This is a genomic window from Xanthomonas translucens pv. cerealis (assembly GCF_006838285.1).
Classification (GTDB): domain Bacteria; phylum Pseudomonadota; class Gammaproteobacteria; order Xanthomonadales; family Xanthomonadaceae; genus Xanthomonas_A; species Xanthomonas_A cerealis.
Genome location: NZ_CP038228.1, coordinates 3,414,242 through 3,426,652, shown reverse-complemented (window position 1 = coordinate 3,426,652; position 12,411 = coordinate 3,414,242). Strand labels below are relative to the sequence as shown.

The window sequence follows — 12,411 nt, the reverse complement described above, 5'->3', positions numbered from 1 at the left end:
GGCCAGGATGCGTGCGTTCAGAAGCGCGCGTCCAGGGTCAGGAACACCTGCCGCGGCGCGCTGGCATGGAACGCCAGCGAACGCCCGTTCGGATCGCTGTTGCCGAACGCGGAGAGGTTGGAGGCGTAGCGCTTGTCGGTGAGGTTGGTCACGTTGAGCGACAGCTTCAGGTCCTGCAGGAACGACACCGCGCCGAAGTCGTAACCGGTGCCGGCGTCGAATGCGGTGTAGCCGCCGAAGCCCTGGTCGTTGGTGTAGGTGTAATAGCGCTGGCCGGTGTACTTGCCGCGCAGGTTCGCGTTCCAGCCGTTGTAGTTCCAGCTGATCTCGCTGGTGAGCATGCGCTTGGGCGTGTCCACCGTGTACTTGCCGGCGGTGGGAATGGTCACGCCGTTCTGCACATAGTTGTCGTCGTAGGTGGAGCGGTTGATCGACGCCGAGTTGTACCACTGCAGGTGCGCGATCGGCTTCCAGATGACGGTCAGCTCGCCGCCACGGCTGCTGACCGAGCCGACGTTGAAGAAGCGCGTGGTGCACGCCGGCGTGGTGCCCTGCTGGATGCTCGCGCAGGGGTTGAGCGAGAGCAGGCGGTTGTCGAAGGTCACGTCGTAGCCGACCAGCGAGGCTTCGAACTGGTCGCGCACCAGGCGGTAGCCGGCTTCGAAGGTCTTCGACTTCTCCGGCTCCAGCGCGCCGACGCTGGCGTCGAACGAGGCCTGGGTCACCAGCAGCGGGCCGCCGGCGCCGCCGCCCTGGAACGCGGCGATGTTCTCGGCATAGGAGGCGAACACTTCCTGCCCTTCGGCCAGGCGATAGCGCACGCCGGCCTGCGGCAGCAGCGCCTCGCTGGCCTTCAACGTGCCATTGGCGACCGGCGATTCCACCGCGATCCCCGGCGTCTCGCGCGCGGTCATCGTGGTGTGCGGGCTCTTCGCGCCCACGTCCAGGGTCAGGCGCTCGTCGAGCAGCTTGAAGGTGCCCTGCACATAGGCCTGCTTGGTGGTGATCGTGTAGTCCTGCGAGAACAGCCGGCGGTCCGGGCCGCTGAGGAACAGGTCGTCGTCGATCGGGCCGTCGATCCAGTAGAAGTTGCGCTCCACGTGGTGCTTGTTGCGCTCGTACCACACGCCGGCTTCCAGGTGGTGCGGGCCCAGGTCCCAGCCCAGCGAGGCGATGCCGCCGGTGCGGTTGATGGTGTAGTTGGTGCTGCGGATCGAGATCGGCAGCGCCTGCGGCGTGCCTGGATTGGACGCCTGGCCCGGCGACCACCAATGGCCCTGGCCTTCGTTCTCGTGGTGGTAGACCTGGGTGTGCACGCTCACCGCGTCCGACGGCTGGAAGTCGCCGGCGAGGTAATACAGGTCGTCGTTGCGCAGCGCGCGGCTCTGGTAGTAGGCGTCGTCGGTGTTGTCCACGCCGCCGCTGTAGGCGCAGCGGCTGGCATTGCGGGTGGCCGGCGCGCAGTAGGCGGCCGCCAGCGCGCGCTGCCAGTCCGGCGCGTACAGGTTCCAGTCCCAGCCCAGGCCGCGGTGCAGGCCGCTCTTGGACAGGTAGGCGTAGTCGGCCTGCGAGGTGCGCGAGGTGTCGACGAAGGCGGTGATCTTGCCGCCTTCGAACTGGTACACGCCCTTGCCGTTGAACTGCGCGGTGCTGGTCGGCGACTTCGGGTCGGCCCACATGTCGGCGCTGGCGTAGACGCCGGACAGATATGCCGAGAAGCCGTTGTGCTCGCCGGTGTCCAGGCGCAGGTAGGTGCGGCGGTTCTGGTCCGAGCCGACCGTCTGCGACAGGCGCACGCCGGTTTCGGTGGACGGATCGTCCGAGAAGTACTGCACGGTGCCGCCGAGGTTGCTGGTGGAGGCGGTGCCCAGGCTGCCGATGCCCGAGGCCAGTTCCACGCCGCCGAAGTTCTCGGCGATCAGCGCGCGGCTGATGTTCAGCCCGTTGTAGTTGCCGTAGGCGTTGTCGCCCAGCGGCAGGCCGTCGAGGGTATAGCCCAGGCGCGTGCCGTTGAAGCCGCGCAGGCTCACCGTCTGCGATTCCTCGTTGGCGCCGAACGCGTCGTTGGATTGCACGTTGACGCCGGGAATGCGGTTGAGCAGTTTCTGGATGCTGGTGCCCGGCGGCAGCACCGCCACGTCCTGGCGGGCGATGCGCTGCACCTGGCGGGTCTCGCCCTGACCGATCACCGACACCGTATCGAGTTGGCGGGCGTCGCCGCTCGTGCTGTCGGCCGGGGCGTCCGCCGCGCGCGCCGCCAGCGGCGACAGCAACGTGGCGAGGATCGCGGCGCTCAGCAAGTGATGGGTAGGCATGCCTGAAAAATTCGCTAAAGGAGGTCGGGCGAAGATGCGACAGCGAGGTTTCAGGATCGCGTCACGCGTATTGCGGTTGTCATGCAATGCAGACACGGGCGATACATTTGCCCGGCCGGAGACGGTGCGCCTGCCGCGGTCCAGCGCTGCAGGGGCGCGGTTTCCATGAAATTAAACGGCCGCAAAACGGGGGGATTATTTACGGACGAATATTGGAATGTTGCCGTTTTCCGTTGAAAAACGCGCATCGCCACCACGTTTTTCAGAAGCGCCTATGGGTTTCGACGGTGCACATGAAACATTGCCGATGCATTTTTTGCACAATCGAAGATTCGCAACAGCATCAAATTTTTCGCTGCGTGGCACCATGAATGATGGCGGCCCACCTCATGATCTGATCTTGTACGCGTGACGCTGCTCATTTTTGTTTCCACGTAACGCCGCCAGCAGTTGTCCGCAGGCGACGCCCTATCGCCCCACCCACGGAGAGAGATATGATCGATCGTAGTCGCCGCCAGCCGTTGCTGGCCGCCGTGTTGTCCGGGTGCGCGCTCGTGTTCGGCAATGCCTATGCCGCACAGGACGCCACGCTCGCCGCCATGTCCGCCACGTTGCGCACCGCACCCGTCACCTTCGACGTGCACCTGCCGTTGCGCGACCAGGCCGGCCTGGACGCTTTGCTGGCGGCCATCCAGGATCCGGTGTCGTCGCAGTACCACCATTGGCTGTCGCGCGCAGAGTTCGAACGCCGCTTCGCGCCGCTGCCTGCTCAGGTCGAAAGCGTGCGCTCGGCGTTGCAGGCCGCGCACATGGCGGTCACCCAGCAGGGCGCGACCCTGCACGTGAGCGCCAGCGCCGACAATGTCGAGCGGCTGTTCTCCGCGCCGTTGGCGGTGGATCTGCACGAAGGCGCCAACGCCAGGCTCGCCGTGGCCGGTGCGCTGCAGCTGCCGGCGGCATTGCGCGACAGTGGCGCCGTGGTCACCGGTCTGACCGGCGGATTGCCGCCCTACCAGGTGAATTCGCACATGCTGCCGGTCGATCCGGACAACCGCAGGGGACCCAACGGCGCCTATGCGTACAACGATCTCAAGCAGGCCTACGGCTATCCGTCCTACCAGAGCATGATCGGCGCGCCCGGCCAGCAGCGCCGCCTGGACGGGACCGGCACCACGATCGCCATCCTGATCCAAAGCGACGTGCTGGATTCGGACGTGGATGCGCTGTTCAACAAAGAGAACTTCAGCCGCTACGGCGCCGGTCACGTCAACCCGAAACTGTACGCCCGCCGCTACGTGGCTGGCGCCAAGCCGGGGATCAACGAGGCGGGTGGGGGAAGCGAAGCGGCGCTGGACGTGGAGATGGCGCTGGCCGGCGCGCCGGGCGCGCACGTGCTGCTGTATGTGCTCCCCGATCTGACCGATGCATCGATCATCGCAGGCTACCGGCAGATCGTGCAGGACAACGAGGCGGACGTGGTCAGCACCTCGTTCGGCGGTTGCGAGCTGTACCACACCAAGGCCTACAACGGCGGCCAGGATTTCACCTCGACCTTCAGCACCCTGGATGCGATCTTCAAGCAGGGCAACGCGCAAGGCATCACCTTCATCGCCTCCAGCGGCGACAACGCCGGCCTCGGCTGTGCGGATACGCACTATGCGGTCGACGGCAAGGACGGCAACTTCGTCGCCGGCGTCCAGTTTCCGGCGATGGATGCGAATGTGACCGCGGTCGGCGGCACCAATCTGTCCACCAACTACCAGAAGGGATCGCTGGATTCCAGCTACCGTTCCGAGAGCGCCTATGCCGATCCACTGGTGACCATGGACTACTACGGGATGGGCGCGCAGCTGGCCGGTGGCTATTGGGGTGCCGGCGGCGGGGTAAGTACCTTGATCCAGCGGCCGGCCTATCAGTTGCGCGCGCTGGGCGGCGCCCCCACGTCGATGCGTGCGATGCCCGATGTCGGCATGCTGGTCGGCGGTTGCCCCTTGAAGGAGGCAAAACTGCCGTGCGCGGAAGGCAGGGCGCCTTTCGCCAGTTCGGTGTTGGCGGTGTACAAGGGCAAGTTCCATTCGACGATCGGCACTAGCGTCGCCGCGCCCGAGTTCGCGAGCGTGGCCGCGCTGCTGGTGGAGAAGCAGGGGCGCCAGGGCAATCTCAATGAGTATCTGTATCGGCTGGCGGCCAGTAACCCGCAGGCGTTCCATCACGATATCCCGGGCAATAACGGCGTGGTCGGCAACGACGTGCCGCTCAACGGCAAGTACAACTACACGACCGGTCTGGGCACGCCGATCGTGCGTTTGCTGATCGGCGCGCTGGACGCGGCTCCGGCCGGGATACCGCGCTCTCCCAGCAACCCGTGATCTAGCGGAAATGCAACTACGGGGCGGTATGCGTGCCAACGCCGGCACGCATGCCGCCCCGCTGCGTTTGCGCAGGCGCCGCCGCCCGCAGGCGGTCTTGCGTCAGTCGCTGGCGTCCAGCTGCAGGCGCTGGCGGACGTGCGTGGCGATGCGTGCGGTTTCGCGCAGCGGTTCGATCGTATGCGTGGCGGCGCCATGCACGCCCGTTGCATCGGCGAGGCGGCCACGCGCGTGCAGCGCCGCATGGAAGTCGCGCGCGCGGCCGTGCGCCGTCAGTGGCATCGCCACCGTCACCGGCACCCGCGTGGCGCAGGCTTCCGAGAGCAGGTTCACCGAATCGGGCGTGCACACGATGCGCTCGGCCCAGCCGAGCAGGCCGGCATAGGGATTCGGGCCGTCGCATTCGCCGCACCAGACCACGCCTGGTACACCCGCAAAGGCGTCACGCAGCGCGGCGGCCACCGCTGGCGGCGTCCGTCGCGAAGTGCTGGCGAGCACGCTGCCGCCGGTGTCGTGCAGCTGTGTCGCCAATTGTCTGAACACCGACGCCGCCGCCTCGGCGGTCCACGGTGCCAGCGCGGCAGGGCCGCCGACCAGCAGCGCGGTACGCGGCGACGGCAGCGCGCCGAACTGTGGGAACGCCGCGCGCGCAGCAGACAGCCAGGCATCGTCGATCGGATGCAGGCTGCCGAGCAGGGTGAGCACGTTGTCGCCGCGCAGGCGATCGTGCTCGGGCACCACCACCACGTCCCAGTGCCGCGGCGATAGGCGTGGATCCAGCACTTGCACCGCCGCGCTGCCGCGCGCGCGCAGCAGCCGCGTCGCCAGCGCCGCCTGGCGGCCGCAGCCGATCGCCAGTGCCGGCGGGCGACGCAGCAGTTCGGCGAAGGCGGCGCCATAGGCCTGCGCTGCGCCGGGCAACCGCCGCGGCGCCAGCCAGCGCCAGGGCATGTGCGGTTGCAGCAACAGTGCCGTGGCGGGCGATGCTGCAGGTGCGGACAGCGCCGCGGCGAGCGCCTCCGCCTGGCGCGCGTTGCCGGCGTTGCCGTCGCTAATCGCCCAGGGCGCGCCCGATCGTTTCACGTTTGGTAGTAATCCGTTGCATTGCGGCTGGGTGTTGCGGCTATCGTGCCACTCTACACTGGCTGTCTTGCGTCGAAACCGCCCACCGTGGTTGGGTATCGGCCTTCCCCCGACGACAACAGGTACTTCCGCATGTCCGACGTTCTGCACGATGCCGCCCTGGATCAACTGTTCCGCACCGCCCGCACCCAGAATGCCTTCCGCGACACGCCGGTCGGCGAAGACACCGTACGCGCCCTGTACGAATTGCTGAAGTGGGGTCCGACCGCAGCCAACGGCAGCCCGGCACGCTTTGTGTTCGTGACCTCGGCCGCGGGCAAGGACAAGCTCAAGCCGGCGCTGTCCGAAGGCAACCTGACCAAGACCCTGGCCGCGCCGGTGACGGTCATCGTCGCCCACGACGAGGACTTCCACGAGAAGCTGCCGTACCTGTTCCCGCATGCCGATGCCAAGAGCTGGTTCGATGGCCCGCGCGAAGGCCGCAGCGAATCGGCGTTCCGCAACGGCAGTTTGCAGGGCGCCTACCTGATCCTGGCCGCGCGTGCGCTGGGCCTGGATGCCGGCCCGATGTCCGGCTTCGACAACGCCAAGGTCGATGCCGCCTTCTTCGCCGGCACCGCGATCAAGTCCAACTTCCTGGTCAACCTGGGCTACGGCGATCCCGCCGGCCTGTTCCCGCGCCTGCCGCGGCTGAGTTTCGACGAGGCGGCCCGCATCGAGTGAGTCTGGCCGCGTCTGGTCCGCCCGTGTCCCACTGCATGCCTGTGCCTGCCGCAGGCCTGCCCAACCGCCCCATCACCCGGAGTTCCTGCTCATGAACAAGACCCGCAAACTGCTGCTCCCGCTCGCTCTGGCCCTGGCCGTCGTCGTTGCCCAGCCCGCGACCAGCGCCTTCGCCGCGCCGGCCGCCGCTGCCGCCGCCGCAATCAAGGGCACCACCGGCACCTACAAGCTGGACCCGGCGCACACCGACGTGCTGGTGCAGTGGAGCCACCTCGGCTTCTCCAACCCCAGCGCGCACTTCGGCGACGTCGACGGCACCCTGGTCTACAACGCCGAGAACGTGGCCAAGTCCAGCGTCCAGGTGACCCTGCCGCTGTCCGGCCTCAACAGCTTCACCGCCAAGTTCGACGAACACCTGAAGAGCGCCGACTTCTTCGACGCCGCCAAGTTCCCGACCGCCACCTTCAAGAGCACCAAGGTGACCGCCGCCGGCGCCAACAAGCTGAGCGTGGCCGGCGACCTGACCATCAAGGGCACGACCAAACCGGTGGTGCTGGCGGTGACCCTCAACGGCGCCGGTCCGCACCCGATGAAGAAGGTGCCGGCGCTGGGCTTCGACGCCACCACCACGATCAAGCGCAGCGATTTCGGCTTGGCCGCATACGTGCCGAACGTCAGTGACGAGGTCAGGATCCGCATCACCACCGAGGCGCTGCAGGAGGCGAAGTAAGCCTGACGGCGGTCGCGGCGATGGCGGCGCCTGATGCGTCGCCGTCCGCCGCATTGAATACCGAACGCCCGCCATCCGGCGGGCGTTCGCGTTTCGGGCCGGTTGTCTTGCGCTGCGACGGCGGCCGCTTACATCGCCTGTTCGATCGACAGTGCGTAGACCTGCACGCCGTAGCGGGTAAAGGTGGCGGTGGTGTCGCTGCCGATGTTCATCTCTTCCAGCGGCATGCCCTGCGCGTCGGCGAGGGTCAGCCGGTAGATCGGCCCGAAGCGCGTGCTGATGTCGGTGGGGCTGATCTTCACCCGGTAGGTGCCGTTGCCCTTGAGCGCGAGCGGCTCGGAGAGCTGCCCGGGAATCAGCTGCAGGTCGGTCGACAGCTGCCGTAGGTCGCCGAGCACCTGCACGGCGAAGGTCTGCGTTTCGGGGAGGGCGCGACCGAGAGGCGCCGCCGCCTGTGTCGCTCTGGCATCGGTGGCCGCGGTCGCCGCAGCCGCGGCAGGGACAATCGCCGCGATTGCGGTGGCAGCGGTGCCGAGCAGGAAGTGACGGCGGCTGTCGTTCGTATGGGTTGTCATGGCGATCCACCTGGAGTTTGCGCGTCAGCCCTGGCCAGGGCCAGGGTTGGGAGTGAAGCAGGAGCCTTTGTTATTGCAGTTGGTATTGCTGCCCAATGAGCAGTCTTTCGTATTGGTGCATGCGGGATTTGTACCGTTGCAGACCTCATTGGTGGCGAGCGTACCGAAGCGCCGTGCTGCCAGTGCTTCGATGGCGGCAGCGCTGGATGGGTGTGATCCATCGAACAGCACGTCTCCATGCTTGCCTATTGAGATCTTGTCCGGATCTATGCGGATTGGCATGGGACGTATCTCACGTGCTGGCCAAGGTGGAAAGCGGACAGCCGAGCGTGCGTTCGGATAGGTCGGAAAATCCGCTCATCCAGCGACGCAGCTTGTCGTTTTCGATGTCGATGGTGCCGTCGGCGTGGAGTTGTCCGAGGTCGTTGCGATCATCGTTCAGTGCAACCGTGCATTTGCCGATCTTGCCATTGGCACGGATCATCAGCGAGTTCGGTTTTGCCGCATAGCAGATATATCCATCCAGATGCTCTTCCGACATTGGGCGTTCGTCGTTTTTGCAGCAATCGACGCACGAAGTGATGTAGGCGATCGCTTCAAGGTAGCGGTCGCGCGGCAATATCTTTTCCCCGATCGTGCCGCCCGCGCTCAGATTGGAAACCTTGTGGAAGTAAACAGAAAACCGTGGGTCGCTCAATAGCTCGCGATGCAGGCTGGAATACAGGCGCCGTACAGATTCGATGTTGTCCTGATGCAGGTGCAGCCGCAGCGAGATAGCGAAATTTGCCGATAGCGACCGGTAGGCGATGAGGTTCGACCATAGTTTCTCGAACGTGGCGCCTTTGTTGGCGGTGATCCGTGTCTTGTCGTGCCATTGCGCGTCACCGTCCAGCGTGATCTGGAACTCGCGGTGCTGCAGCTCAGTAAACCTCTGCAGCAGAGCCGGCTCGAGCAGGTAGCCATTGGTGGTAAAGCCGGCGCTGAACGCAACGCCGTGTTGTGCGCACACTGCGTTTGCGTGTTGACCGATATCCAGGACAACATCACGCGCCAGGAGTGGTTCCCCCCCGAACCAGGAGATGTTGAGCCGATCCAGGTGAGGGACGCGATGAGTGATCAACGCCTTGATGCCGCGGACCACGCTCGGTTGCATACGTCCTATTGCAAAGTCTTCATAGCAATAGGTGCAGCGGAAATTGCATTTTTCGGTCGGCAGCAGGATGAGGGACAGGATGCGCGGAGAAAGCGCTTCGGCGATGGTGGATTCGCTCAGCATCGTGCTGTCTCAACCGTTCGGCGAAGGCTGGCCGCCGGCTCTACAAGCGCCGACATTGGACGCCTTGGAGCAGTCGCCGGTGTTGTTGCAGGTGTAATTCGTGGAAGAGCAGGTGCCGGAGTTGGTGCACGTTCCGGCATTTTCGCTCATGGGGCGGATGGCCCCGGCTGTCGCTGAAGCGATCGCCGCAGCGCGCAATCGATGGTTGGCGAAGTTGAGCGATCCGTCCGGGTTCAGGGTGATGCCGCGGGGATCGATCTGGTGAAATGCCTTATCCATGTGCAAGCAGCCTGTCGAGATCCGTCGAGGGGTGAGCAAATCTATAAAATACAAATCATGCTATTTTTGTGATGAAAATCACAGATATATGGTGTGTCTACGGCCCGCATCTGTGCGCCGGTGTGGAGTTGCGATGGCACTTGGCCCCTTGGCGGCTCTAGTCAAACTTGCGCATCATCCGCGCGCGCCGATTCGCAGGCGATCTCAGTAAACGCGTCGCCGTCCGGCGCTTGGAAATCGTGCAGTGCGTCTTCCAGCAGCTGTCAGCCGCCGTCGCCGTCCTCCAGCACCCGCCGCTGCATCTCGTCCAGGTAGTCGTCCAGTTCCTGCACCGAGGTGAAGATCTCGTTCAACGGCACCGCCTTGACCACGTCGAACACCTTGCGGATCTGCGGCTGCGGGTTGACCACCAGCACCCGGCCCTCGCGCGTAGCCAGCACCTTGCGCGCCTTGAAGATCGAGCGGATGCCGGCGCTGCTGATGTAGTCCAGGTTCGACAGGTCCAGCACCAGGGTGGTGATCTGCGTGGCCAGCAACGGCCCCAGCGCCTCGTCCAGGGCCTGGTAGGTATGCGTGTCCAGGCGCCCGCTGAGGGTGATGCGCTGGCGCCGGTCCTGCGTGGGGTCGATCTGCAGGCTCAACGTGCTCATGCGGTGAACTCCTGGGGGATGGGGTCGAAGGGATGCAGCAGGGTAATGCGCACGACGTTGCGGCCGGCATCGTGACGGTAATCGATGTGGTCGGCGAACTGCCGCACCAGGTGCAGGCCGAGGCCGCCGATCGGGCGCTGCGCGATGTCCGCGTCCAGATCCGGCGCCGGCGCCGCGCGCAGGTCGAAGGCCGGGCCGCTGTCGTGGAATTCCAGCACCAGCGCGCCGCTGTCCACCTGCAACAGCACTTCCACCGGCGGCTGTTCGCTGCTCAGGTGGCCGTGCTCAAGCGTGTTGCAGGCCAGTTCCTCCACGATCAGCCGCGCCCGGTTCACGTGATCCAGGACCACGCCGTGGCGCAGCAGCGCGGCCTCCAGCGTGTCGCTCAGCTGCGCCAGCGTGTCCAGTGCCGGCACCATCTGCAGCCGCAGTTTCATGGTGCTCCTTCCCGCGTCGGATCCTGGCGCAACCGGATCGCCAGCAAGGTAATGTCGTCGGACTGCGCTGCGGCCGCAGTGAACGCATGGACCTCGGCCAGCACCCGCGCGCACTGCGCCTGGGCGTCGATGCCGGCCTCCAGCGCGGCCAGCAGCCGCTCGGGGCCGTAGGCCTGCGCGTGCGCGTCCATCGCCTCGGTGATGCCGTCGGTATAACTCAGCAGCGTGGCGCCGGCGGCCAGGCGCCCGCGCACCACGGGGTAGCGCGTCTGCGGCTCGATCCCCAGCGGCGGCCCCGATTCCACCGCCAGCAACTGCGCGTGGCCGTCGGCGCCGAGCAGCACCGGCGGCTCGTGGCCGGCGCTGGACAGCCAGTAGTCGCCGCTGTGCACGTCGATCAGGCCGCACAGCACGGTGGCGAACATGCAGGTGTCGTTGCCCTCGACCATGCGCTGCGAGGCCGCGATCAGGATCGCGTCCGGCCGGGTGTGGCGGCGTGCGGCCACCTCCAGCACGGTCATCGCCCGCGCCATGAACAGCGCCGCCGGCACGCCCTTGTCGGACACGTCGCCGACCACGAACCACAGCAGCCCCGGCTCGGTCTCGAAGAACTGGTAGAAATCGCCGCCGACCATCGTCGCCGGTTCCAGCAGCGCGTAGGTTTCCAGATGCTTGTGCGCGCTGTCGAAGGTGCGCCCGCCGGGCAGCATCGCCTGCTGGATGTCGCGCGCGATCGACAGCTCGCTCTGCATCCGCTGCCGCGCCTGCGCCAGCGTGGCGATCTCCTCCAACTGCAGCTTGATCGAGCCGCGCGCGCGGTCGAAGGCGCGCGCCATCACCCCCACCTCATCCTGCCGCTCCACATGCCGCAGCGGATAGTCGAACTCGCCCTGGCTGAAATGCCCGGCCGAGTTGGTCAGGTCCTCGATCGGCCGCGCCAGCCGCGCGGTGTAGCGATGCAGCAGCCCCAACCACAGCAGCAGCGCAGTGCCGCCGCCCAGCCCCACCCACAGCGCGATGCGGTTGAGCCCGGCCACGATGTAGCGTTCGGACACGCTCAGCGCGAAGGTCCAGCCGGTGTCGCCGACCGCCGCGCTCTGGGTCAGGTAGCGCTCGCCGTCCGGTGCGGTGTGGGCAAAGCGCACCGGCATGTGCGTGACCACCGCCGCGGCCAGCGGCGACAGGTCCGGCCGCGCGCGCGCCACGTGCGTTTCCAGGGTGCGGCGCAAGCGCAGTGCCGGATCCGGGTGCAGCACGAACAGCCCGTCCGGCGACAGCAGCATCGGCTGCAGCCCGGCGTTGGCCGGCAGCTCGGCGACGATCGCCTGCAGCCGCTTCACCGGCACGTCCACGCTGACCATGCCGATCGCGCGCGCCTGCGCGCCGTCGCCGGGCAGGCGCAGCGGCAGGTTGTAGGTGGTGAGGTAATCGCCGCCGGTGGAGGCGTCGCTGTACGGCTCGGACCACCACGGCGCCGGCGCCGCCAGCGTGCGTTGGTAACCGGGCATGGTGCGGTAGTCGTCGCCCAGCGCATCGGCCGGCTGCTCGGTCACGGCGCCGTTGGCCCGCCGTAGGTGCCAGGCGAAGCCGCGGTCGTCGCCCTTCAGCGCGCCCGGCTCGATCACCAGCAGCGCCCCGGCGATGTCCGGGTCGCCCTCCAGCGTGGCGTGCAGCAGGCTGCGCAGGTTGAACGGCTGGCGCCCGACCGCGGACGCGCCGGCGGCCAGCGTGCGCCCGCTCACCTGCACCGAGCCCAGCGTCGCATCCAGGCTGCGCGCGGTCTGCTGGGCCAGCCCGGCCACCTCCTCGCGCGCATTGCGCAGCACCACCTGGCGCGCGCCCAGGTAGAACAGCAGCGCCAGGCCGGCCACCAGCGCCACCTGGATCAGGCTGCCCCACAGCACCAGCCGCGTGCGCAGGCTGTGCCGCCAGGCCACCACTGAAGCGTCCTGCACTGACGATAGGGCGGCGATG

Annotated in this window: 12 protein-coding genes; 4 read left to right on the top strand and 8 right to left on the bottom strand. The window is 66.9% G+C overall.

Annotated elements, in window-relative coordinates; all coding sequences use genetic code 11:
* Positions 1 to 17: 17 nt before the first annotated feature.
* Entirely contained in the window at positions 18 to 2,315 is a 2,298-nt protein-coding gene (locus tag E4A48_RS15195; protein WP_058196067.1) for a TonB-dependent receptor, read from the bottom strand.
* A 217-nt stretch (positions 2,316 to 2,532) separates the two neighbouring features.
* Here E4A48_RS15195 and E4A48_RS15190 point away from each other — a divergent pair, with 217 nt between their 5' ends.
* The gene (locus tag E4A48_RS15190; RefSeq protein ID WP_142742710.1) at positions 2,533 to 2,727 is read left to right on the top strand and encodes a hypothetical protein; all 195 of its coding nucleotides are present in this window, start codon (positions 2,533 to 2,535) and stop codon (positions 2,725 to 2,727) included.
* Positions 2,728 to 2,809: 82 nt separating this feature from the next.
* Entirely contained in the window at positions 2,810 to 4,684 is a 1,875-nt protein-coding gene (locus E4A48_RS15185) for a S53 family peptidase (RefSeq protein WP_039008110.1), read from the top strand.
* 102 nt (positions 4,685 to 4,786) lie between these two features.
* On the opposite strand, the gene E4A48_RS15180 is transcribed toward E4A48_RS15185, so the two are convergent.
* Positions 4,787 to 5,767: a mitochondrial fission ELM1 family protein gene (locus tag E4A48_RS15180; protein WP_039008107.1), complete on the bottom strand. Its 981-nt coding sequence runs from the start codon at positions 5,765 to 5,767 to the stop codon at positions 4,787 to 4,789.
* A 132-nt stretch (positions 5,768 to 5,899) separates the two neighbouring features.
* Between E4A48_RS15180 and E4A48_RS15175 the strand changes: the two genes are divergently transcribed.
* The gene (locus E4A48_RS15175) at positions 5,900 to 6,490 is read left to right on the top strand and encodes a malonic semialdehyde reductase (protein ID WP_039008104.1); all 591 of its coding nucleotides are present in this window, start codon (positions 5,900 to 5,902) and stop codon (positions 6,488 to 6,490) included.
* A 91-nt stretch (positions 6,491 to 6,581) separates the two neighbouring features.
* Entirely contained in the window at positions 6,582 to 7,220 is a 639-nt protein-coding gene (locus E4A48_RS15170) for a YceI family protein (protein WP_080763460.1), read from the top strand.
* Positions 7,221 to 7,348: 128 nt separating this feature from the next.
* Here E4A48_RS15170 and E4A48_RS15165 read toward each other — a convergent pair whose 3' ends face one another.
* The 6 genes from E4A48_RS15165 to E4A48_RS15130 form a co-directional block, all read right to left on the bottom strand.
* A complete protein-coding gene (locus tag E4A48_RS15165; RefSeq protein WP_080763459.1) occupies positions 7,349 to 7,795 on the bottom strand; it encodes a hypothetical protein in 447 nt (148 codons plus the stop codon).
* A 292-nt stretch (positions 7,796 to 8,087) separates the two neighbouring features.
* Positions 8,088 to 9,071, bottom strand: coding sequence for a radical SAM protein (locus E4A48_RS15155; RefSeq protein WP_142742708.1), 984 nt, complete (start codon positions 9,069 to 9,071; stop codon positions 8,088 to 8,090).
* A gap of 9 nt (positions 9,072 to 9,080) precedes the next feature.
* Positions 9,081 to 9,350 (bottom strand): hypothetical protein, encoded by a 270-nt coding sequence (locus E4A48_RS15150; RefSeq protein ID WP_139119979.1) that lies wholly within the window; start codon positions 9,348 to 9,350, stop codon positions 9,081 to 9,083.
* A 263-nt stretch (positions 9,351 to 9,613) separates the two neighbouring features.
* The gene (locus E4A48_RS15140; RefSeq protein WP_039008103.1) at positions 9,614 to 10,000 is read right to left on the bottom strand and encodes an STAS domain-containing protein; all 387 of its coding nucleotides are present in this window, start codon (positions 9,998 to 10,000) and stop codon (positions 9,614 to 9,616) included.
* Positions 9,997 to 10,437 (bottom strand): ATP-binding protein, encoded by a 441-nt coding sequence (locus E4A48_RS15135; protein WP_039008100.1) that lies wholly within the window; start codon positions 10,435 to 10,437, stop codon positions 9,997 to 9,999. The genes E4A48_RS15140 and E4A48_RS15135 overlap by 4 nt, the downstream gene beginning before the upstream one ends.
* On the bottom strand, positions 10,434 to 12,392 hold the full coding sequence (locus tag E4A48_RS15130; RefSeq protein WP_409976343.1) for a SpoIIE family protein phosphatase: 1,959 nt from the start codon (positions 12,390 to 12,392) through the stop codon (positions 10,434 to 10,436). The genes E4A48_RS15135 and E4A48_RS15130 overlap by 4 nt, the downstream gene beginning before the upstream one ends.
* Positions 12,393 to 12,411 lie beyond the last annotated feature (19 nt).